Here is a 21,328-nt window from a genome sequence, read left to right on the forward strand (position 1 = left end):
CCGGGCAGTAGAACTTTCTGCCCCCTGGCGGCACCAACCGCCATACAGGTCAGTGACAGCCTCGGGCTGATGGCGCTGCCTTAAACGTACGGGAGGTGATCATGGACATCAAGACATTGGGCTTGCCCCTGGCTGTAGCGGCCCTGCTGGCGCTGGCCGGTTGCTCGACGCCAACGGTGGTGACGCTGCAGAACGGCACTCAATACCTGACCAAGGACATGCCGAAGACCAAAACCAAGGATGGGTTCTTTGAGTTTGAGGACATTTCGGGGGCGATGGTGAAAGTCAGGGCCGATGAAGTGGCGACGATTCGCGAAGAGGACTGACGTTTCTCCTGGCACGATGTGGCAGGTTTCGAGCACTGCTTTACACTCGATAGACCCCGTGCGACCGAATGACTGTGCAACGCTTCGACACAGGCGTTGCAATACGGGCATCACGCAAAGACTCAGGTGACGCCGAAATGAAAATGGTCATGCCACTTCTGGCCTCAGTGCTCGCCGTCAGCGCGTGCGTGACGGCGAGCCTGTGTGACGCCGCCACAAAGGCCAAGCCAAAGCCCTTGCCAACGTACAAAACCAGTTTCGATTGCGCCACGCCCCAGGCATCCGCCGAAAAGCTTGTCTGTCACGACGCTCAACTGGCGCGCATGGACCTGGAACTCAATCGTCTTTATCTCCTGGCACTCACCGACGAACATTCAGTGCCGCGCCCTGACAAAGTCGAGATTGATCAGCGGTTCTGGTTTGAATCCCGCAACCAGTGTGGTGGCGGGGCTCAAGCCAAGGCGTGCGTCGTGCGAAGTTATGCCGAGCGTGCGTTCCAACTGCGCCAGGGCTCGGCCATTGCGAGAACCAAGGACCCCAGCAGACTCACCGAAGGCCCCTTGGCTTATCGTTGCGCAGGGTTTAACGCATTGGTTGCCGCGACCTTCTTTACGGTCGAACCAGGCGTGGTGTTCCTGAAATGGGCCAACACCTCGGTGACGCTGAACCAGGTGCCTGACAATTCCGGAACCCGGTACACGGGCAAGGACTACAAAGGCAGCTACAGCTTCTGGCAACTGGGCGATGACGTGTTTTTCCAGATTCCCGGCTCAGGCCAGATGAGTTGCGCAGCCGAGCCGGTCGGCTGATGACGATGGCATCGGGACGTCCTGTCCCGATGGCCGCTCAGCGCTTTAGCTGCCGGTGCGAATCTTGTTCCAGACCCGGGTACGCACCCGGTCGATGTTCAGCGGCATGGCTTCCAGCGCAAACAGCTTGCCCATCATTTCAGGACTTGGGTAAACCTTGGTGTCGTTCTTGATCGCTGGATCAATCAGGCTGTCAGCCTTCTCGTTGCCATTGGCGTAATGCACGTAGTTGCTGACGCTGGCCATGACGTCCGGACGCAGCAGGTAGTCCATGAAGGCGTAACCGGCTTTTTCGTCCGGCGCGTCGGCGGGCATCGCGACCATGTCAAACCAGATCGCGGCGCCTTCCTTGGGAATCGAATAGCCGATGTCGATGCCGTTGTTGGCTTCCCTGGCGCGGTTTTCCGCTTGCAGGATGTCGCCGGAGAAACCGACCGCGACGCAGATATCGCCGTTGGCCAGGTCACTGGTGTACTTGGACGAGTGGAAATAGCTGACATAGGGCCGCACTTTCAGCAGCAGGGCTTCGGCCTTCTTGTAGTCTTCCGGGTTCTTGCTGTGAGGCGGCAATCCGAGGTAGTTCAACGCGGCTGGCAGCAGTTCGGGGCCGTTGTCGAGGATGGCCACGCCGCACTTCTGCAATTTCTGCATGTTCTCGGGCTTGAAGATCAGGTCCCAGGAATCCACCGGCGCGTTGTCGCCCAGCACCGCCTTGACCTTGGCAATGTTGTAGCCGATGCCGGTGCTGCCCCACAGGTACGGGAAGCCGTGCTCATTGCCCGGGTCGTTGGTCTGCAATGCCTTGAGCAATACCGGGTTGAGGTTTTTCCAGTTCGGCAGCTGACTCTTGTCGAGTTTCTTCAGCGCGCCGCCTTCAATCTGCCGGGCCATGAAGTGGTTGGACGGGAACACCACGTCGTAGCCGGATTTGCCGGTCATCAACTTGCCATCGAGGGTTTCGTTGCTGTCGTAGACGTCGTAGGTGAAGCCGATGCCGGTTTCTTTCTGGAAGTTTTTCGTGGTGTCTGGCGCGATGTAATCCGACCAGTTGTAGATCTTGACGGTTTCGGCGGCCTGGCTGATCGATGCAACCAGCATCAACGGGGCCAGAGTCAGTGTCTTTCGGATCATGAGTCGATTCCTGTAGGTTTTTTTTGTTGGCAGGCAATCAAAGGATCAGCTTTCAAATTTCAAAGAATTGAAAATTTAAAAAATCAGTACGTAGGTCTTGCGCACGGTTTCCTGGATGTCCCAGATGCCGAGGCTGTTGGCCGGCAACATCAGTGCGTCGCCGGCTTCTATGTACAGGGGCTCGCCGCCGTCCGGGGTGAAGGTGCAGCGGCCCTGGATGAAGTGGCAGAACTCCTGGGCGACGATCTGCCGCCGCCAGCGTCCGGGGGTGCATTCCCAGACACCGGTCTCGACGCCGTCGTCGCGTTCGACGCTGGTGGTCGACGCCACGGCCACGGGGGTGCCCAGAGGTACGGCGACCGGATTGGACTCATCCAGTTTCAGGGTTGCGGTGTTCTTGAATTGCGTGATGCTCATGGGAATACCTGTCGATATAGAAGCGTGTTTAGTGCATGAAACCTTCCATGAAACCGGCCACCCCGCTGGCCAGCTTGCGCCGCCAGGGCGCAGTGGCCGGGTTGGCCAGGGTCTGGTCCTCATGGACAAAGCTGCGGATGATCGCGTTGTAGCCGAGCCAGCGGATCGGCTCCGGCTCCCAGGCCCGCAGTGCGTCGAGGCCGCGCTGGGGGATGACCCACGGCTGGCGCACCAGTTCGGTGTCGCGCCCCAGGATCAGGTCGGCCAGCGTGCGGCCTCCCAGGTTGCTGGCGCCAACGCCCTCCCCGCCATAACCGCCAGACAGCGCAATGCCGTTGGCCCGGTCGCAAAGCATGTGCGGCTGGAAATGCCGGGACATGCCCAGGTTGCCGCCCCAGGAATGGGTGATCTGCACGTTCTTCAACTGCGGGAACAGTTCGCCGAACAGGTAGCGCCGCAGCTGTATTTCGTCAGAGGTCAGGTCGAAGTCGTGCCGCAGCTTGCCGGCGAACTGGTAGCCGCCTCGGGCGCCAAAGATCAATCGGTTGTCTGCGGTGCGCTGACCGTAGGTGACCTGGCGACTGGCCTCGCTGAACGCCTGGCCGCGACTCAGGCCGATTTCGTCCCAGGTGGCCGCAGGCAATGGCTCGGTCGCGACGATCAGGCTCTGCACCGGCATCTGGTAACGCCCCAATGGCGGCAGCGTGACCGAGTAGCCTTCTACCGCCGGCACCACCCAGCGACTGCGCACCGAAGCTTTCGCCGTGCGCAGGCTGCCGGACTGCCAATGGGTGACCGGGCTGTTTTCGTAGATTCTGACGCCCAGGCGCTCCACTGCCCGGGCCAGCCCCCGCACCAGTCTGGCCGGGTGAATGGTCGCCACGTGCGGTGCGTAGATGCCGCCATAGGGTTTGGCGACGCGGATCTGTTGCGCCAGTTGTTCCGGGTTCAGCCAGCGATAGTGGCTGTCGTTGAGGCCCTGGCGGTGGAGATCGTCCAGATAGTGACGCAGGCTGGCCTCCTGCTCCGGATAGCGTGCGGCGCAATACAGCACTCCACCTTTTCGGTAATCGCAGTCGATTCCCTCGCGTTCGAGGACAATCTCCACTTCATCCGGAATACTGTGCAACAAATCGTAGGAGGCACGGCGTTCTTCGGCCGGCAGCTTGGCCAGCAGGCGATCTTCACCCAGCAAATTGCCCATCAGCCAGCCGCCATTGCGTCCAGACGCACCGAAACCGGCGGTTTGCGCTTCGACAATCGCAATGTTCAGGTCTGGTTTATGTTGCTTGAGGTAGTACGCGGTCCAGAGCCCGGTGTAGCCCGCGCCGATGATCGCCACGTCGACATCCAGGTCCCGCTCCAGCGCCGGACGCGCCAATAGCGGCTCGTCGAGCTGGTCCATCCACAAACTGATAGTGCGCCACGCCGGCATGCAAGACTCCGCCACTCAAACTTCGATGGCGTCGATCCTAGTGCGTGGGCTCAGGGGCTGTCTTGCGCGCGTGCACGCAAAGAAATTTGTTTGACGTAGGCCTTGGGTGACTGGCCGGTGTGCTGGCGGAAACAGCTGTAGAACGCCGACAGCGAATTGAAGCCGGCAGCGAACGCCAGCTCATCGATACGCACGGGCGGCGTGGCGGCATCCAGCGCCGCCAGCAAGTGTTGCAGGCGCGCGTGGTTGACGTAGCGGTAGAAGCTCTGGCCCAGCACCTGGTTCAACAGGTAGGAAATCTGGTTGCGGCTGTAGCCACACTCCTTCGCCACTCGTTGCAGATCGAGCTCCGGGTCCAGATAAGGCTGTTGACCCTGGAAATACTGTTGCAGGTCATCGGCCATGAAGCTCAACTGGCGAGGCGACAGGCCGAGCCGGCTGACCGCCGGGCGCTGGTTGCCGGACGTTTTGCTGCCGGGTTGTTCGTGCACCAATGAAGCATATTCATTGACCCGCCAAATCAGCCCGTCCTTGACGGTGATCGCTTCGCTGGCGCGGAACGACACCAGCCCTTCACCGCCACGCAGGGTGATGCGGTACTGAATGAACGCGGTATTGCCGTCCAGTCGAATTCGGTCGGAATGCTCCAGCGCTTCATCCGGATCCCGGGGCATGCTGCTACGTACATACTCGCGCAATTCGGCCAGGCCCATGATCCGGTTCTGGAAAAAATCGTTGTACTGGACCTCAGGGTGATAAAGCGCCATGACGCCGTCCAGATCCCGGTGCTTCCAGCGCAAGTGATAGCGCATGACCGTCTCGCCCGTAGCCTGGGTTTGCAGCGGGCCATCATCATCGGCGTGCATTGAACATCTCGACGGAAAAATACCGAGCTTGCCCAACTTCCGTTTTGTCTTCAACGACTAAACCGAGGATGGCGGGTGCCGGTAAATGGCTGATAAGCGTGAGCTGGATCAAAAAAAACGTTGGCAATCGCCAAACGACCTGAAAACTCCACATTATTTTCACATCCGGATGCTACTTTTAAAAACTGTCACTGGTTGAACCAATGAAGGTTCTTCCCTCCTACCATGAGCTAACGGACGCGCTCGATAATGAAGGCGGGCAACACATGAATAAAGGGTTCAGTAAGGTTACGTTTCCAAACGCCTGCCAGCTGATGCGCTGGCATTTTCATCCCATGGGTTTCGAGGCGAGCATGGACGCACCGGGCAGCATGATTGCCCGTCTTTTTGATCGTGCCACTGGCGAGACCATGATCGCCATTGCCGGTATTCCGTGCGCCACCGTCATGAATGCTGCGGATGTAGAACTGATAATCGAAGCGGTGGAGGATGAACTTGAAGCCTTCGTACCACCACAAGCCCTCAGAAGTTATGCCTGAAGGCCGAGTTATTAAAAAGCCCACTTTCAAGTGGGCTTTTTGTTGAGCGCTGTTCCCTGTAGGAGCGAGCTTGCTCGCGATGGACTCAAGAGCGCCGCGTTTAACCAGTAAATACGCGTTTTCGTTAACGACCATCGCGAGCAAGCTCGCTCCTACAAAGCCTCGATTCAAAAGTCAGACGGTGATTTGGCTTCCACGATGATCGACAAAGAACGCCTTGCCCTTGCCGATCCGGTCGGAGGCCTTGGGCATGTTCGCGGCCTGGGAGTCTTGCGCATCGACGTACCAGTAGCAATGGCTGACGGCGCGGGTAATACCCACGTAGGCCAGCCGCAGGATCTCGTCCTTCTGGGCGTTGTCGTAGGGTTCGCTGTCACCGGCCTTGCCCAGGCCCGCCATCCGGTAAACCTGATTCTTGTAAGGCGAACTGGTCAGGTGCTGGCAGTCGCCCAGCAAAAACACCGCATCGGCCTGGAGGCCCTTGGCGCTGTGATACGTCAGTTGCTTGAGCCTGCGAGCCTCATACGGCAAGCTAGAATCAGCATTAACTACAGGCTGAATATGCTCTTCTATCAATAACTTATCGCTACTTTTTCGATAAAGCATCAAGATCGAATCGCCCTTTCGGTAATGTTCCATCAGGCGTTGGGCCATGCCCTGGTCATCACGATCGAGGACGTTCACTGGCAGCAACGCCTTGGGTTCACCGCTGGCCTTGGCTTTCTTCCCGGCAATGGCTGGTGCTGCACGCACGATGTGCTCGGCGGCATCGATGATGTGCTGGTGGCTGCGGTAGTTGTCGCTGAGCATGACCTTGGTGGTGCTCGGCGACGGGAACTCCTTGTTGAACTCCATGAAGTAGGTCGGTGAACTGCCGCGCCAACCATAGATGGACTGCCAGTCATCGCCCACACACAGCAGCGAGGAGCGCTGGGCTCCGCGTCCGACGTGCATGGCCGGCCCGCGACTGCGGATCTCTGCCAGGCTGGCCCTGATCCAGGAGACGATCTGCGGCGAGACATCCTGGAATTCGTCGATCATCAGGTGTGACAGCGGCTGCAGCAGTTCATCACTGAGCAGCTTGAGGTTCTCCGGCGAATGTTCGCTGAACAGAGCGAACATCCGGTTGTAGGTCATGATCGGCGGCTTCTGATCCAGCAAGTGATCTTCCAGCGCCCGCCAGTAAAGGCTCAAGGCCTCGAAGAAGAACCGGTCGGGATCGTCCTTGGCGAAACTCATCTGGCCTACCGCGCTCGGCACATCCAGCCCGAGGTTTTCGATGAACCCGGCGGCGGCGACAAAGCAATCGAGCAGCGGCGCGGAAGCGAGCTCGCCCTTGACCTTGTAATCGAAGCCCGGCCCGGCGCTGGCATCACCGGCAAGCGAGGCCAAGACACGTTTTGATGATTCGTAACTATCAAGCCATATCAACGGCTTACGGCAGAAAGCTTGAAACAGGGTGCGCTTTACTGCCCATTCTGCGCGTACCGTCAGCTTGGCGTTTGGTCGCGTGACCTGCGGATTTTCCCGAGGATCGAACCCCAGCACCACCCAGGCATCCAGGGACGGGATGTAGCCGTGACAATGGAATGTCGAACCGTTGATATCGAACGACTGGCGATTCGGTTCGATGCCCTTGATGGGCCAGGCGCCGGCGCGAAACCACAGGTCCTCGATGGCGTCGCACAGTTCTTCATCGCGTTTGGCCGCAAGCTCGGTAACGCCCATGCGTTTCTGCACATCCGGGTGATCGCGCTCCAGCTCCTTGAGTTGCAAGGCATGCCGGGACAATGGCTTGATCAGCTCGCGAAAACGTTCATCGTCACTGTGCAGGCGGTGATAACAGGCATTGAGCTGTTGGCGCTGAGCGTCGTTGATGCGCAGATCGAACGGATTGCTGTCGACCTCCTCATCACCCTGTGCGGCCCGCAGGCTGAGGTTCTCGAAAGCCTGCAAACGCTCGAAACCCGGAAGGCTGCGCACCATCGGCAGGATCCGCGAGTGGAAGGTACGCACCAGATCCCGCGCCTCCTTGAAACTGATTGCGCGGCCCCAGAGCGCAAACAGTTCGATCAACTTGTTGATGAAGTCCTTGCGCGACTCTCGGGTGAAGGTCACCACCGTCATCGAACTCAGTTCGAAGCCCAGATAGTGGGTCAACAGCAAGATACGCAGCACCAGCGTGGTCGATTTGCCTGCACCGGCACCCGCGATCACCGAGGTGGACGGGGTGTCGCTGAAGATCATTTTCCACTGTGCGGCGCTGGGTTGGGCATGGGCCGGCAACAACCGCGCGACATCGGCTTTCATGCGCTTCTTCAACTCGGCGCTCAATGGCAGGCGCCAATCGTCGAACAGCAGGTCATCGACATTCGGCGGTCGGTGTTCAGTACAGCGCGAGTCGCGGATCAGCAGGACCTGCCGGCCCTCCTCCAGCCCTTCGAGCTTGCCTTCCTTGTAGCCGTAATCGACCCCGGCGCTGTGACCGCTGCGAAAACCGTCGGCCTGGCCATGCAACCACGACGCACGATGCTGTGCGTGCAGGCGGGTCAGGCTGTAACCGAAGAATCGGGCGAGCAGTCGCTTGATCAGCGGCATCTCGGCCAGGGGGCGAAGTTCAGGAGGAAGATCGGGGGTGTGTTGCGGCACGCGGACTGACTCCAGGGTGTGAGGCTGTTGAGCTCTATGGTGTCTGCATTTGCCGTTGAGTTCTAGTCAATTGCTTATGACTCATTGGCTTATGCGATGAAGTGAAGGCTGGATGAGAGCCTTTCGAGACCATTTGGCATCGATTAATTCGATGGGAATGCTGCATTTTTTACGCTTTTTATCGATTGTTGCCTGTTGGATGATGGCCGTCATCACTCACCGGTCTCGCTTCGTGGCTCAGGCACCTGGCCCCATGACGAACCTTTTCTGGAGACGATCATGCTTGAACTCAGACCTTTTAACTCCCTCGGTGGCGCTCACCACGGCTGGTTGGATGCTCACCACCATTTTTCGTTCGCCGAATACTACGATCCCAAGCGCATGAACTGGGGCAACCTGCGGGTCTGGAACGACGACGTGATCGCTCCCGGCACCGGTTTCCCGCAACATCCGCACCGTGACATGGAAATCATCACCTATGTCCGTGAAGGCGCCATTACCCACCAGGACAACCTTGGCAACAAGGGCCGCACCGAAGCCGGTGACGTCCAGGTCATGAGTGCCGGTACCGGGATCGCCCACAGCGAGTACAACCTGGAAGCGACGCCGACCAGGATTTTCCAGATCTGGATCATCCCGAACGAGTCCGGCCTGGCCCCGTCCTGGGGCGCCAAGCCGTTCCCGAAAGGCGACCGCGAAGGTTTTGTCACCCTGGCCAGCGGCAAGGAAGGCGACGATCAGAGCCTGCGCATCCGCGCCGATGCCCGGCTGGTAGCAGCCAACCTGAAAGCCGGCGAGTCTGCCGAATACCCGCTGGACAAGGGCCGCCGCGCGTACCTGGTGCCGGCTACCGGGGTCATTGAAGTCAATGGCTTGCGTGCACAAGCTCGAGATGGTGTCGCGGTTGCCGATGAGCAGGTGCTGCGGGTGATGGCGATCGAGGACAGCGAGATTGTTCTGGTGGATGTGGCTTGATTCGCTGAACGTAATCCAAAAAAAGGGGCGACCGTATTGGTCGCCCCTTTTTTACGCCTGGCTCATTGTGGCGAGGGGGCTTGCCCCCGTTCGACTGCGAAGCAGTCGTAGATCCAGACTATGCGGTGCTTCAGGAAAACCGCGTTTGCCGGTTTCAGGGTCGCTTCGCAACCCAACGGGGGCAAGCCCCCTCGCCACAGTGTCCCTCACCACAGTGCCCGCGATCACTTCGCGGAAATGGCACCATCCACCAGCGTTTGCGCCTCGGCCACCAGTTGCTTGAGGTGGTCGTCGCTGACAAAGCTTTCGGCGTAGATCTTGTAGATGTCTTCCGTGCCCGATGGACGCGCCGCGAACCAGCCGTTCTCGGTCATGACCTTGAGACCGCCAATGGCCTGGTCATTGCCCGGTGCGTGGCTGAGGATGCTCTGGATCGGCTCGCCCGCCAGTTGGGTCGAGGTGACCTGTTGCGGTGACAGCTTGCTCAACAGCGCTTTTTGCTCCGGATTGGCCTTGGCGTCGACCCGCACCGAGAACGGCTCACCCAGTTCATCGGTCAAGGCACGGTACGCCTGGCTCGGGTCGCGACCGGTGCGGGCCGTCATTTCGGCGGCCAACAGGGCCGGAATCAAACCGTCCTTGTCGGTGCTCCAGACCCCGCCGTCCTTGCGCAGGAACGAGGCACCAGCGCTTTCTTCGCCGCCAAAACCCAGGGATCCATCGAACAGGCCGTCGGCAAACCATTTGAAACCGACCGGCACTTCATACAGGCGACGACCCAGGCGCTTGGCCACGCGATCGATCAGGCCGCTGCTGACCACGGTTTTACCCACGGCGGCATCGGCGCGCCATTGCGGACGGTTCTGGAACAGGTAGTCGATGGCCACGGCGAGGTAGTTGTTCGGCGCCAGCAAGCCACCGGAAGGGGTGACGATGCCATGGCGGTCGTGGTCCGGGTCGCAGGCAAACGCCACGTCGAAGCGTTCTTTCAGGCCGATCAGGCCTTGCATCGCATGGCTGGACGATGGGTCCATGCGGATCTGACCGTCCCAGTCGACGGTCATGAAGCGGAAGGTCGGGTCGACCTCTTTGTTCACCACGTCCAGGTCCAGGCGGTAATGCTCGGCAATCGCCGACCAGTAGCGCACCCCTGCTCCACCCAGCGGATCGACACCCAGGCGCAGCTTGGCGTCGCGGATGGCGTCGAAGTCGATCACGTTGATCAGGTCGGCGACATAGGTGTTGAGGTAATCGTGACGATGAGTGGTGCTGGCCTTCAGAGCCTGCTCGTAGCTGATGCGCTTGACGCCAGCGAGCTTGTTGGCCAGCAGTTCGTTGGCCTTGGCTTCGATCCACTTGGTGATGTGGGTATCGGCCGGGCCACCGTTGGTTGGGTTGTACTTGTAGCCACCGCTTTGCGGCGGGTTGTGGGACGGCGTGATGACAATGCCGTCCGCCAGGCCGCTGGTGCGACCACGGTTGTAGCAGAGAATCGCATGGGAAATGGCCGGTGTCGGCGTGTACTCGTCGCCAGTGGCAATCATCACGGTCACGCCGTTGGCCGCCAGTACTTCGAGGGCGCTGGCGCCCGCTGGCGTGGACAGCGCGTGGGTGTCGATACCGACAAACAGCGGGCCATCGATGCCTTGAGCTTCGCGGTACAGGCAGATCGCCTGGCTGATCGCCAGCACGTGCCATTCGTTGAAACTCAAGTCGAACGAGCTGCCCCGGTGCCCGGACGTGCCGAAGGCAACGCGCTGGGTCGAAATCGCGGCATCAGGCTGGCCGGTGTAATAGGCCGTTACCAGTCGCGGGATGTCGACCAACAATTGTGCCGGTGCCGGTTTACCCGCAAAAGGACTGAGTGTCATGCAAAACCTCTGGAATAGAGTGGTTCAGGAATTGGGTCGCAGTTTACTGGCAGTTTGACCGCAAGGCGATGGGATCGATCCAACACAGTGGAGGTTGTTATTTTTTGTCTCACTCACTCGATAGATTCCAGGCGCAGCGCATCCCCCAGCAGCCCCAGTGCAGCCGCCAGGTTGTGATCGCCGCCGAAGGTATGGCTCAGGCGCAAATGCTGTCCGTGCAGACCGTGGAGGCTGAACAGCTCGCCCGGTGCGATGACCACCTGATGCGCCAGCAGGCGCTGGAACACACGACGGACATTGACCCGACGCAACGAACGCGCCCAGACCGTTGCGCCACCTTCTGGCTCGACGAAATGCACGGCATCACCCAATCGCTCCTGCAACAACAGGGTCATTTGACTCTTGCGCTCCTTGAGTAGCCGTCGCAGCACCAGCAGGTGTTGATCGATGCGACCGCTGCTGTACAAGCGGGCGATGGCTTTCTGGCGAATCGGCGAGAGACGGAAGGAACGCAGCAGAAAGTGCCGTTGCAGTTCAGCGCTCAAATGCCTTGAAAGCAGGTAACCATAGGGCGCTTCAGGCCCGATGATTTTCTCGAACGTGGAAAACACCATCAGCCGTTCAGGGTCCAGCAAGTCTCGAAACCGCACGGCGCCCAGGTCGAATCCGAGTTCGCCATAACAGTCGTTTTCCAGCACCCAACTGCCATGCGCGGCCAACATCCGGGCAATGACCTGCCTGTTTTCGTCAGGCGCCAGGCTGCCACGGGGCATGTTCAGTGCCGATGACAACAGCACCAGCCTTACCGGCTCGGTATCGAGCAGCATTTTCAGACGTTGCGGATCCAGGCCGCCATCGGCTTGCACAGGCAATTCGATCACCCGTACGCAAGCGGCTTGAAACAGACGCAGGATCGCCCAGTCGCACGGCGATTCGACCACCACCGTGGCGTCTTTCAAGTCCAGCACGGCGATCAGGATTTCCAGTACACCGCGAAGGTCGGCGCCGATGTAGACATCATCGGCGTGCCAGTAACGCATGGGAGACGTGGTGTAGCGTGCTGCCAGGGCGGTGCGCAATTCGAGCTCGCCGCAGGGTTGCGAAGGCGACTGCGGCTGGCGGGGATATTGGCGCAGCAACTCCCGCTCCAACAGCAACAAAGGACTGTCGAGCGGCTGCAATAACGCCGGTTCATCGGCGCTCAAGACCAGCATCCCCGGGCGCCTGGCATTGACGTAGACGGCTTCCAGCAAGTCGCTGCCGCTGTCCTGCAGGTTGGTCGAGGACACTGGCAATGCGTAGTAGCCGGACTTGGCCACCGAATAGACCCGCCCTTCTTTCTCCAGCAGCGAATAGGCGTATTGAATGGTCGAGATCGATACATTGAGACGCTCCGCCAGGTGCCGCAGCGACGGCAGGCGGATGCGCGAATCCCCTTCAGACTCGTTGATCAGGCTGACCAGGTATCGATACACCGCCTGATAGGCGAAATCCGTTTCTCGTGGGCCTTTCATGGGCGAAGGCCAACCGTACTGGCTGAAAATCCGCCCACGTTCAGTGGCCCGCTGACCATTCATCCACCAACGTACTGTCAGCCTCAGGATCGCCCAGCGCATTTTGCAACACAGCCCTTTGAATGATTGTTTCAGCCGCCCCGCTATCGCCTGCGGGCGTCCACTCCATGCGGTAAAGCCGGCCGATCAGGCTGACGGGCAATCCGCTGACATCAATCATCCATTGCATGATCTGTTCGGCCACCGGATGCCCCTGCATAGCCTTGTGCAGCTCGGGCATGGCCACCAGCATGCCGGGATGGCACTGACGCAGAAAACGCTCGAGCCCCGCACCTTTTTCGATAAAGGGCGCAAACAGCAGGCACACCAGTTGTGCTTCGCTCAGTCCGAGGTTCTTTTGTGCCTCGGCCGCCGCTCGGGCGCGCAGTTCGGACAGTGTTGCCGGATTGCCGAAGACCTCGATGGCCTGCTCGTACAATCGCTCGGGCAAGTGCTTGCGGCGCATCATCACCAGGGCGCGTTGCAGGTATTGCGCAACACCGGATTCGTAATTGCGGTTCTGCACGAAGCACGCATGCAACCCTCGAACGTGTGCCGAGATCAACGGGCTGACGAATTCGTTGTCGCTGATCTGCGCGGACAATTCGTCTGACTGGAACCCGAGAAATTCCGTCAGCAATGGCCAGCGCTCCTCCAGGTTGCTGACCAGCAAGTCATGAATGTCGATGCAGGCCGTACGACGACAGATCTCGAAGCGCTCTTGCGGGCGCCACGGAGCCTGGCCGTAATCGGCGTAGAACCCTTGATAACAGTCACTGCCCAGTTCATCGAGCAATGCAAACAACCCCGCATAACCAGCCTCGCCCGTGTGCGAAAACTGGAGCCCGGCCTTGGTGGCGGCACGTTTCAAACCCTCGATGAACTGCTTCTGCTGACGTGGCGTGTCACTGATGAGCAAAGCGTCGACACCAGCGTCCCAGCGGGCGATCTGTCCGTAGAACTCTCCCGTGGCCAGATAACCGTCATCCCACAGGGCGAACCCGCTGCGCCACTCCCGGCAATGGCCGATCAGCAGCAGGTTCAGGCGGCTGGACTCGCGACCGGCGTCGGAGATCGGCGTCAGGTGGTTGAACGCCAATACTTCCCGATCATCGACCATCAACACCTCGACCCGGGGATCGTCATAGACAAACAATGCGCTGTTGGTCCGGTGCATGTTTTCCACGGCCGCACCGTTCGTCCCGTTCAGCCGTAACGAGGCGATGCGCAACTGGAATGTCGCCGGCGCGCGAGTAGCGATGGTCAACTGCGCGGCACGCAACAGTGCCAACGTGTAGCAGTTGTCACGGGCCCCGGACTGGATCGCCAACACCTTGTAGTCGCCAATGTGCTCCATGCCCCCGGCCGCTACCGCCAGGCGCTGAATCAACAATTGCAATGCAGTGCGTTCGGCCCGGGAGAAAAAACCCAGCAGTCGCTGCAGCACTTGTTGATAGACATAGTTCATCGCTTGGTCATGGATGCTGGTCATCTTTATTTACCTGATACTCGTAAGTTCAATATCGTGCAGACAGCAAATCCCGTTGGACTGTCGGCGCGAATGGAGTCATGGACTTTATTGCCAAATGCTAACACTTGAATTTTCTTGAAATCATTTGAAACGATCGCAACACCCCCTCGTTTTAACGACAAAGACGAAGCTGGAGCGCCCGACTGGCAAGGGTTTGTTCGTTTTAAACCAGAGTCCTAGGAAATGTCCGACAAAGTCCCACAGACACTTAACACAAGAAATAAGGAAGGGAGTTGTCGCTGTCTTTTTGGCAACTAAACAACAACCAACTAATTTGGAGATTTGCACCGATGGCGCACAGTTAAAAGTTCCAGCCTGACACCCAGCCATGACTCATTCCTTGAGATGAAAGTAATCATTCAATTATCAGGGCTTAGTGGCTGATTAGAAGCTACAGATTACGGGCAAAAACCAGTTCAGTTGCTGGACCGGCCTGCGGATCGACGATTTTTGGGGGTACAAACGAAAGAGTCCGTGCGGGCACGGACTCTTGGGAGGGCTGTCGGGTGAGTGTCAGGCCGGTTCGACCTGCAGCGCAACCCGTTCACGACACGGGCATTCGTCCATGTAGCGGTGTGCTTCGACAAACTCGGCAAACGGGAAGACCCGAGTCTTGAGCGGCAGCAGCACGCGGTCGGCGGTCAGCTGATTGATGTCGCGCAAGGCACGTTGCAGTGCGGCCTGGTCCTGGGTGATACCCAGTTCCGGCTTGCCCGTGAAGTTGCCGATGCAGTGGACGAAGAACTGAATGTTCTTCTGGAACGCTGCGCAGGCCGGGAAAGGCGTCTGGTTGCCACCTTGCAGGCCGTACAGCACCAGGCTGCCGCGAGGTGCCAGTACATCGCCCAGCAACGACATCTGCGGACCGCCCAAACCATCGAACACCACGTCCACGCCGCGGTTATCGGTGATCTTGTTGATCCGCATCAGCAGATCTTCTTCCTCGGTGACGATCACTTTCTCGGCACCCAGCGACAGCAGATATTCACGTTCCTCCGCGGTCTTTGTCGCGGCGATCACTCGAACACCCAAGGCTTTGCCCAGTTGTACGAACGAAGGTCCGGCGCAATGACTCGCGTCAGTCACCAGGGCGAATTGCCCGGGTTTGACCCGTGCCAGATCGGCATAGGCGAAATAGGCGATCAACAACGGCGTGTAGTGCACGCTGGCTTCAATCGGGCTGAGCACATCCGGATAACGGGTGACCGCCGAGCGTGGCAGAACGATCAGCTCACCGTAGACCGGGTAGTCGTTCGGGCTTTGGGCCGGAAAGCTGGCGACCTTGTCACCGACTTCCAGGTCATCGACGCCATCACCGACAGCGGTGACGATACCGGCCATCTCCTGGCCAAGGCCTGACGGCAGACGGGCATGGGACGAGGCCAGGTTCTGGCGCCAGAGAGTGTCATACCAGCTGATGCCGATCGCCTCGACGCGCACCTGCACTTCGCCCGGTGCAGGCAGAGCCGTCGCATGCTCTTCGCATTTGAGCACCTCGGCAGGACCAAACTTGTGAAAACGGATCGTGCGGGACATCGCAAACCTCGCCAAATGAACCTCTAATGCCTTGAACTCTAGCTGGGCTTTCAACCCAACACTATCAGTGGCTATTAATAGTCGACATGCCTGTCATTGATTCCGCAGCGGCGGCAACATCGTCAAATGTCGTAAGAAACCGAAGCAGCCTATGTAGGAAAAACTGAATTACCCGGTGCAGAGTACCAGCCTTTCCCCGTAATATTCCTGCTGGCCATTGTTCTCATATGGCCGCCCACGTCAAGTTTGCTGACTCTGCCAGGACTCCAGATGAATCGTAATGACCTGCGTCGTGTCGACCTGAACCTGTTGATCGTTTTCGAAACATTGATGCACGAACGCAGCGTGACCCGTGCTGCGGAAAAACTGTTCCTTGGCCAACCCGCCATCAGTGCGGCGCTCTCGCGCCTGCGCGGGTTGTTCGATGATCCTTTGTTCGTGCGTACCGGCCGCAGCATGGAGCCGTCCGCCAGGGCGGTCGAGATCTTCGCCCTGCTCTCGCCGGCACTGGATTCGATTTCCACCGCCGTCAGCCGTGCGGCCGAGTTCGATCCTGCCACAAGTACCGCCGTGTTCCGCATCGGCCTTTCGGACGACGTCGAGTTCGCCTTGCTGCCCATGCTGCTCAAGCGCCTGCGTGCCGAATCGCCGGGGATCGTGCTGGTGGTGCGCAGGGTCAACTACATCCTGATGCCGGGGTTGCTGGCATCCGGCGAGATATCCATCGGTGTCAGCTACACCACCGACCTGCCGGCCAACGCCAAGCGCAAGGTACTGCGCCGCAGCCAGCCGAAGCTGTTGCGCGCCGACACCGTGCCGGGGCCGTTGAGCCTGGACGATTACTGTGCCCGCCCCCATGCGCTGGTGTCGTTCGCCGGCGACCTCAGCGGCTTTATTGACGAAGAACTGGAAAAACTCGGGCGCAAGCGTCATGTGGTGCTGGCCGTGCCGCAGTTCAACGGGTTGAGTACCCTGCTCGCGGGCACTGACATCGTGGCGACGGTGCCGGATTACACCGCCGATGCGCTGACTGCCGCTGGCGGTGTGCGGGCCGAAGATCCGCCGTTGCCGGTGCGCAGTTTCGAACTGCATATGGCCTGGCGCGGATCGCAGGATAATGATCCGGGTGAACGCTGGTTGCGCTCGCGGATTCAGATGTTTTTCGGGGATCCGGATAGCCTCTGAGAACGCGGCGCAGGCCTGAATGAAAACGGGCGCCTTGACAGGCGCCCGTTTTGTTGTAGAGGGTTGCATGACCGACATCGGGTGCATCGACGTCGAACCGGGGAAGATCAGCAAAAGAATTTCGTATACCCTAGCGCTATCTCACTCCAAATGATTGCCGCCGTGAACCTACCAAAACTCAACGCACCCGACCTTGGCAACACGCCTTCGACTTCGGAAATCATCACCCGCCATCTGCGGGATGCAATTGTCGCCGGGCATTTTGCCGAGGATGAGCCGATCCGCCAGGACGACATCGCCCGCCAGTTCAATGTCAGCAAGATCCCGGTGCGCGAAGCCCTCAAGCGGCTGGAGGCCGAAGGGTTGGTGATGTTCCAGCGCAATCGCGGGGCGATGGTCACGCGGGTTTCCGATGCGGAACTGGCGCAGATGTTCGAAGTGCGGATGTTGCTGGAAGACAAGATTCTGCGCCTGGCCATTCCGAACATGACCGAAGAGACCTTCGCCCGTGCCGAGCGCATCTGCCAGGAGTTCGTCGGCGAGGACGACGTGGGGCGCTGGGCCGAGCTCAACTGGGAGCTGCATTCCTGCCTGTACGAGCCGGCGCAGCGACCGTTTCTGGTGAGTCTGATCCGTTCGGTCAACGACAAGCTGGAGCGTTATCTACGCATGCAGATGAGCTTGTCGGCCGGTAAGGAACGGGCCGATCACGAACACCGTGAGATCCTGGCGGCCTGCCGCGCCGGGGATGTGGACCTGGCGGTGAAGCTTCTGGACGAGCACATTGCCGGCGTCTGCACGACCCTGTTCGAGCACCTGCCCCACACCCACTGACAGTTGCGGATGCTGTGCCGATTTCGTCATCGACACAGACTAAATCCATCAAGCCGACACCCCGCCGCACGGGCCACTCTTGCGTTCACTCAACCGAATGGACGTGGCCCTCCCATGAATCGCATCTCTGTGATCGACTCCCACACCGGCGGCGAACCGACCCGCCTGGTGACCGCCGGCTTTCCTGACCTGGGCACCGGCAGCATGGCCGAACGGCGCAAGGTATTAGCCGAACAGCATGACCAATGGCGCGCCGCCTGTATGCTGGAACCACGGGGCAGTGACGTGCTGGTGGGCGCCCTGCTCTGCACGCCGGTGGACCCTGGCGCCTGCGCCGGGGTGATTTTCTTCAACAACACCGGTTATCTGGGCATGTGCGGCCACGGCACCATCGGCCTGGTGGCGTCGTTGGCGCACCTGGGCAAGATCGGCCCCGGCGTGCACAGCATAGAGACGCCAGTCGGTACGGTGCAGGCAACCCTGCACGAAGACCATTCGGTGAGCGTGCGCAACGTGCCGGCCTACCGTTATCGCAAGGCGCTGGTGGTGCAGGCGCCGGGCATCGGCCAAGTGGTCGGTGATATCGCTTGGGGCGGCAACTGGTTTTTCCTGATCGCCGAGCATGGCCTGCGGGTGGCCGGCGACAACCTCGAAGCGCTGACCGCTTACACCTTCGCCGTGCAGCAAGCACTGGAAGCCCAAGGCATTCGCGGTGAAGACGGCGGCTTGATCGATCACGTCGAGTTGTTCGCCGATGACGATCACGCCGACAGCCGCAACTTCGTGCTCTGCCCCGGCAAAGCCTATGACCGTTCGCCCTGCGGCACCGGCACCAGTGCCAAACTGGCATGCCTGGCGGCCGACGACAAGTTGCAACCGGGGCAGATCTGGCGCCAGGCCAGCGTCATCGGCAGCGAGTTCGAGGGTTCCTACGAACTGCAGGGTGAGCGCATCGTGCCGACCATTCGTGGTCGCGCGTTCATCAGTGCCGAGGCGAGCCTGATCATCGAACAGGATGACCCGTTCGCCTGGGGCATTCGTCCATGAACGAGGGCCAGGTGGCCGATGTGATCGTGATCGGCGCCGGCATTATCGGCGCCGCCTGTGCCCAGGCGCTGGCCCGTCGCGGCTTGCAGGTGCTGGTGCTGGACGCCGGCCTGCACGGCGCCACGGCCGCCGGCATGGGTCACTTGCTGGTACTCGACGACAACCCCGCCGAACTGGCCCTGAGTCAATATTCGTTGCAGCGCTGGCGCGAACTGGGCGCGGACCTGCCCGACAGCTGTGCCTACCGCTGCAACGGCACGCTGTGGCTGGCGGCGAATGCCGAAGAAATGGCGGTGGCCCACAGCAAATTCCTGAACCTGCAAGCCCATGGCGTGGCTTGCGAACTGATCGGCGCCAGTGCCCTGCGCCAGCGCGAACAGGAACTGAGCGAAGGATTGGAGGGCGGCTTGCTGATCAATGGCGACGGCATTCTCTACGCCCCGGCGACGGCCGGATGGATGCTCGAAACTCCGAACATCCGCCAGCGCCGGGCACGGGTCAGTGCGGTCGATGGCAACCGCGTCTGCCTCGATGATGGTCACTGGTTGAGTGCCGATGCCGTGGTGTTGGCCAACGGTATTCAAGCCAACGAGCTGTGCCCGGAATTGCCCATCGAGCCGAAAAAAGGCCACTTGCTGATCACTGACCGCTACCCCGGCAGCGTTACCCATACGCTGGTGGAACTGGGTTACGTCACCAGTGCCCACAACGCCACGGGGCCGTCGACCGCCTGCAATATCCAGCCGCGCCCCACCGGGCAACTGTTCATCGGCGCCTCGCGGCAATTCGGCACCACCGACCCGCAGGTCGAAGGCTGGATGCTCGCGAAAATGCTCAAGCGTGCCGCCGAGTACATGCCGGGGCTGGCCCGGCTCAATGGCATCCGTGCCTGGACCGGTTTGCGCGCCGCCAGCCCCGACGGCTTGCCGCTGGTGGGCCAACATCCACAACGTCAAGGCTTGTGGCTGGCAGTCGGTCACGAAGGACTGGGCGTAACCACCGCCCCCGGCACCGCCGATTTATTGGTGGCGCAACTGTTCAACGAAACCCCGCCACTGGCCGCACAACCTTATCTGCCCCAGCGTTTTCTCGGAGAACCGGTCTATGCCTGAATTGTTGCTGGACGGCCACGCCCTGAAAGTCGCCGAAGGCACCAGCGTCGCCGCTGCCCTGGCGTTGGCCAGTGATGGCTGTACCCGCACCTCGGTCAGCGGTCAGCGCCGTGCGCCGCTGTGCGGCATGGGCATTTGTCAGGAATGCCGGGTGACCATCGATGGCCGGCGTCGCCTGGCTTGCCAGAGCCTGTGCCGTGACGGCATGCAGGTGGAGACTCGCCCATGAATGAATACGCTGATCTGTTGATCATTGGCGCTGGCCCTGCCGGGATGAGCGCCGCCCTTGCCGCCGCCCCCAGTGGCGCCCGCATTGTCATGCTCGACGACAACCCGCTGCCGGGCGGGCAAATCTGGCGCGACGGACCTCAAGCCAACGTGCCCGGCCAGGCCCGGCGCCTGCGCGAGCGTCTGGCGTCGTGCAACAACATCCGCCATCACGCCGGTACTCGGGTGATCGCCGCCCCCGGCGCGAAACAACTGCTGGTGGAAGATGACGACCATGGCTGGTTGATCAGCTACGACAAACTGATTCTGTGCACCGGCGCCCGTGAATTGCTGCTGCCCTTCCCCGGCTGGACCCTGCCGGGTGTCACCGGTGCGGGTGGTTTGCAGGCGCTGATCAAGGCCGGTTTGCCGGTGCAGAACGAGCGCGTGGTGATCGCCGGCAGCGGCCCGCTGTTACTGGCCAGTGCCGCCACCGCCAAACAGCATGGCGCGCAAGTGCAACGCATCGCCGAACAAGCCAGCCGTAGCGCCGTCGCCGGTTTCGTCGCGCAATTGCCGCGCTGGCCCGGCAAATGGCTGCAATCGTTCAGTCTGTTCGACCACCACTACCGCACCGCCACCCACGTATTGGCCGCGCTCGGCACCGACCGAGTGGAAGGCGTGCGCCTGCAGCAACAAGGCAACATCGTCGAACTGGAATGTGATCGACTGGCCTGTGGTTTCGGATTGATTCCGAATATCCAGTTGGGTCAGGCACTGGGTTGCGCCATCGAAGATCAAGCCATCGCGGTGGATGCCTGGCAGGCCAGCAACCGCGCCGATCATTATGCGGCGGGCGAATGCACAGGGTTCGGCGGCAGTGAGCTGGCCTTGGTGGAAGGTGCGATTGCCGGCCACGCTGCGGTCGGCAATCTGCAAGCAGCCAGGCAATTGTGGCCGCGCCGGGCGCGCTGGCAGGGTTTCGCCAAGGCGCTGAACAGCGCGTTCGCCCTCGACCCGCGACTCAAGTCCCTGGCCCAACCCGACACCCTGGTTTGCCGCTGCGAGGACGTGCCCTACGCGGCATTGACCGGTCACTCTGACTGGCGCGAAGCCAAACTCGCCAGTCGCTGCGGCATGGGCGCCTGCCAGGGCCGGGTGTGTGGCGGCGCAGTGCAGCTTTTGTTTGGTTGGCAGCCCTCAGCACCGCGCCCACCCTTCAGCCCGGCGCGGATCGAAACCTTGATGTCCCTGGACGATACCCCGCCAGCGTGATGACCACGCCAGGGGTTTCGGCCACGCTGC

The 21,328-nt window shown here is 60.5% G+C and carries 19 protein-coding genes; 10 read left to right on the top strand and 9 right to left on the bottom strand.

Annotation, left to right across the window (positions count from 1 at the left end; all coding sequences use genetic code 11):
- The first annotated feature begins 101 nt into the window (after positions 1-101).
- Positions 102-326 carry a YgdI/YgdR family lipoprotein gene (locus AC3IX1_RS13815; protein WP_046043323.1) on the top strand — a complete coding sequence of 75 codons (225 nt, stop codon included), beginning with the start codon at positions 102-104 and terminating at the stop codon, positions 324-326.
- A 137-nt stretch (positions 327-463) separates the two neighbouring features.
- Positions 464-1,135 carry an MliC family protein gene (locus tag AC3IX1_RS13820; RefSeq protein WP_489388744.1) on the top strand — a complete coding sequence of 224 codons (672 nt, stop codon included), beginning with the start codon at positions 464-466 and terminating at the stop codon, positions 1,133-1,135.
- A gap of 45 nt (positions 1,136-1,180) precedes the next feature.
- Here AC3IX1_RS13820 and AC3IX1_RS13825 read toward each other — a convergent pair whose 3' ends face one another.
- The 4 genes from AC3IX1_RS13825 to AC3IX1_RS13840 form a co-directional block, all read right to left on the bottom strand.
- Positions 1,181-2,266, bottom strand: a complete 1,086-nt coding sequence (locus AC3IX1_RS13825) for a polyamine ABC transporter substrate-binding protein (protein WP_489388639.1) — start codon at positions 2,264-2,266, stop codon at positions 1,181-1,183.
- 75 nt (positions 2,267-2,341) lie between these two features.
- Entirely contained in the window at positions 2,342-2,683 is a 342-nt protein-coding gene (locus AC3IX1_RS13830) for a cupin domain-containing protein (protein ID WP_477776212.1), read from the bottom strand.
- A 28-nt stretch (positions 2,684-2,711) separates the two neighbouring features.
- Positions 2,712-4,118: an NAD(P)/FAD-dependent oxidoreductase gene (locus tag AC3IX1_RS13835; RefSeq protein WP_489388640.1), complete on the bottom strand. Its 1,407-nt coding sequence runs from the start codon at positions 4,116-4,118 to the stop codon at positions 2,712-2,714.
- 50 nt (positions 4,119-4,168) lie between these two features.
- Positions 4,169-4,984: a helix-turn-helix transcriptional regulator gene (locus tag AC3IX1_RS13840; protein WP_489388641.1), complete on the bottom strand. Its 816-nt coding sequence runs from the start codon at positions 4,982-4,984 to the stop codon at positions 4,169-4,171.
- A 266-nt stretch (positions 4,985-5,250) separates the two neighbouring features.
- On the opposite strand from AC3IX1_RS13840, the gene AC3IX1_RS13845 reads away from it, so the two are divergent.
- Positions 5,251-5,523, top strand: coding sequence for a DUF1652 domain-containing protein (locus AC3IX1_RS13845; RefSeq protein WP_095942234.1), 273 nt, complete (start codon positions 5,251-5,253; stop codon positions 5,521-5,523).
- Positions 5,524-5,697: 174 nt separating this feature from the next.
- Here the strand turns inward: AC3IX1_RS13845 and AC3IX1_RS13850 are convergent, their stop codons facing one another.
- Positions 5,698-8,172 carry a UvrD-helicase domain-containing protein gene (locus tag AC3IX1_RS13850; protein ID WP_489388642.1) on the bottom strand — a complete coding sequence of 825 codons (2,475 nt, stop codon included), beginning with the start codon at positions 8,170-8,172 and terminating at the stop codon, positions 5,698-5,700.
- Between the two features lie 279 nt (positions 8,173-8,451).
- On the opposite strand from AC3IX1_RS13850, the gene AC3IX1_RS13855 reads away from it, so the two are divergent.
- The gene (locus AC3IX1_RS13855; protein ID WP_489388643.1) at positions 8,452-9,147 is read left to right on the top strand and encodes a pirin family protein; all 696 of its coding nucleotides are present in this window, start codon (positions 8,452-8,454) and stop codon (positions 9,145-9,147) included.
- 224 nt (positions 9,148-9,371) lie between these two features.
- Here AC3IX1_RS13855 and pgm read toward each other — a convergent pair whose 3' ends face one another.
- The 4 genes from pgm to AC3IX1_RS13875 all read right to left on the bottom strand — a co-directional run bounded on the left by pgm (position 9,372) and on the right by AC3IX1_RS13875 (position 15,638).
- Positions 9,372-11,018, bottom strand: a complete 1,647-nt coding sequence (gene pgm, locus AC3IX1_RS13860) for a phosphoglucomutase (alpha-D-glucose-1,6-bisphosphate-dependent) (protein WP_489388644.1) — start codon at positions 11,016-11,018, stop codon at positions 9,372-9,374.
- Between the two features lie 113 nt (positions 11,019-11,131).
- Positions 11,132-12,532: an aminotransferase-like domain-containing protein gene (locus AC3IX1_RS13865; RefSeq protein ID WP_489388645.1), complete on the bottom strand. Its 1,401-nt coding sequence runs from the start codon at positions 12,530-12,532 to the stop codon at positions 11,132-11,134.
- Positions 12,533-12,572: 40 nt separating this feature from the next.
- Positions 12,573-14,063, bottom strand: coding sequence for a hypothetical protein (locus tag AC3IX1_RS13870; protein WP_489388646.1), 1,491 nt, complete (start codon positions 14,061-14,063; stop codon positions 12,573-12,575).
- A gap of 552 nt (positions 14,064-14,615) precedes the next feature.
- Positions 14,616-15,638: a zinc-dependent alcohol dehydrogenase family protein gene (locus tag AC3IX1_RS13875; RefSeq protein ID WP_489388647.1), complete on the bottom strand. Its 1,023-nt coding sequence runs from the start codon at positions 15,636-15,638 to the stop codon at positions 14,616-14,618.
- Between the two features lie 270 nt (positions 15,639-15,908).
- Between AC3IX1_RS13875 and AC3IX1_RS13880 the strand changes: the two genes are divergently transcribed.
- From AC3IX1_RS13880 to AC3IX1_RS13905, 6 genes are all read left to right on the top strand, one after another.
- A complete protein-coding gene (locus AC3IX1_RS13880; RefSeq protein WP_095942189.1) occupies positions 15,909-16,823 on the top strand; it encodes a LysR family transcriptional regulator in 915 nt (304 codons plus the stop codon).
- A 150-nt stretch (positions 16,824-16,973) separates the two neighbouring features.
- On the top strand, positions 16,974-17,657 hold the full coding sequence (locus AC3IX1_RS13885) for a GntR family transcriptional regulator (protein WP_489388648.1): 684 nt from the start codon (positions 16,974-16,976) through the stop codon (positions 17,655-17,657).
- Positions 17,658-17,771: 114 nt separating this feature from the next.
- Positions 17,772-18,704 carry a 4-hydroxyproline epimerase gene (locus tag AC3IX1_RS13890; RefSeq protein ID WP_489388649.1) on the top strand — a complete coding sequence of 311 codons (933 nt, stop codon included), beginning with the start codon at positions 17,772-17,774 and terminating at the stop codon, positions 18,702-18,704.
- Positions 18,701-19,816: an NAD(P)/FAD-dependent oxidoreductase gene (locus AC3IX1_RS13895; RefSeq protein WP_489388650.1), complete on the top strand. Its 1,116-nt coding sequence runs from the start codon at positions 18,701-18,703 to the stop codon at positions 19,814-19,816. The genes AC3IX1_RS13890 and AC3IX1_RS13895 overlap by 4 nt, the downstream gene beginning before the upstream one ends.
- The gene (locus AC3IX1_RS13900; RefSeq protein ID WP_489388651.1) at positions 19,809-20,045 is read left to right on the top strand and encodes a 2Fe-2S iron-sulfur cluster-binding protein; all 237 of its coding nucleotides are present in this window, start codon (positions 19,809-19,811) and stop codon (positions 20,043-20,045) included. The genes AC3IX1_RS13895 and AC3IX1_RS13900 overlap by 8 nt, the downstream gene beginning before the upstream one ends.
- Entirely contained in the window at positions 20,042-21,298 is a 1,257-nt protein-coding gene (locus tag AC3IX1_RS13905; protein WP_489388652.1) for an FAD-dependent oxidoreductase, read from the top strand. The genes AC3IX1_RS13900 and AC3IX1_RS13905 overlap by 4 nt, the downstream gene beginning before the upstream one ends.
- Positions 21,299-21,328: the final 30 nt, after the last annotated feature.

The sequence above is a fragment of the Pseudomonas sp. KH_046_2 genome (assembly GCF_057838985.1).

Coding starts and splice junctions, on each gene's coding strand:
- AC3IX1_RS13815 (WP_046043323.1), top strand. CDS start 102: ATGGACATCAAGACATTGGGCTTGCCCCTGGCTGTAGCGGCCCTGCTG.
- AC3IX1_RS13820 (WP_489388744.1), top strand. CDS start 464: ATGAAAATGGTCATGCCACTTCTGGCCTCAGTGCTCGCCGTCAGCGCG.
- AC3IX1_RS13825 (WP_489388639.1), bottom strand. CDS start 2,266: ATGATCCGAAAGACACTGACTCTGGCCCCGTTGATGCTGGTTGCATCG.
- AC3IX1_RS13830 (WP_477776212.1), bottom strand. CDS start 2,683: ATGAGCATCACGCAATTCAAGAACACCGCAACCCTGAAACTGGATGAG.
- AC3IX1_RS13835 (WP_489388640.1), bottom strand. CDS start 4,118: ATGCCGGCGTGGCGCACTATCAGTTTGTGGATGGACCAGCTCGACGAG.
- AC3IX1_RS13840 (WP_489388641.1), bottom strand. CDS start 4,984: ATGCACGCCGATGATGATGGCCCGCTGCAAACCCAGGCTACGGGCGAG.
- AC3IX1_RS13845 (WP_095942234.1), top strand. CDS start 5,251: ATGAATAAAGGGTTCAGTAAGGTTACGTTTCCAAACGCCTGCCAGCTG.
- AC3IX1_RS13855 (WP_489388643.1), top strand. CDS start 8,452: ATGCTTGAACTCAGACCTTTTAACTCCCTCGGTGGCGCTCACCACGGC.
- pgm (WP_489388644.1), bottom strand. CDS start 11,018: ATGACACTCAGTCCTTTTGCGGGTAAACCGGCACCGGCACAATTGTTG.
- AC3IX1_RS13865 (WP_489388645.1), bottom strand. CDS start 12,532: ATGAAAGGCCCACGAGAAACGGATTTCGCCTATCAGGCGGTGTATCGA.
- AC3IX1_RS13870 (WP_489388646.1), bottom strand. CDS start 14,063: ATGACCAGCATCCATGACCAAGCGATGAACTATGTCTATCAACAAGTG.
- AC3IX1_RS13875 (WP_489388647.1), bottom strand. CDS start 15,638: ATGTCCCGCACGATCCGTTTTCACAAGTTTGGTCCTGCCGAGGTGCTC.
- AC3IX1_RS13880 (WP_095942189.1), top strand. CDS start 15,909: ATGAATCGTAATGACCTGCGTCGTGTCGACCTGAACCTGTTGATCGTT.
- AC3IX1_RS13885 (WP_489388648.1), top strand. CDS start 16,974: ATGATTGCCGCCGTGAACCTACCAAAACTCAACGCACCCGACCTTGGC.
- AC3IX1_RS13890 (WP_489388649.1), top strand. CDS start 17,772: ATGAATCGCATCTCTGTGATCGACTCCCACACCGGCGGCGAACCGACC.
- AC3IX1_RS13895 (WP_489388650.1), top strand. CDS start 18,701: ATGAACGAGGGCCAGGTGGCCGATGTGATCGTGATCGGCGCCGGCATT.
- AC3IX1_RS13900 (WP_489388651.1), top strand. CDS start 19,809: ATGCCTGAATTGTTGCTGGACGGCCACGCCCTGAAAGTCGCCGAAGGC.
- AC3IX1_RS13905 (WP_489388652.1), top strand. CDS start 20,042: ATGAATGAATACGCTGATCTGTTGATCATTGGCGCTGGCCCTGCCGGG.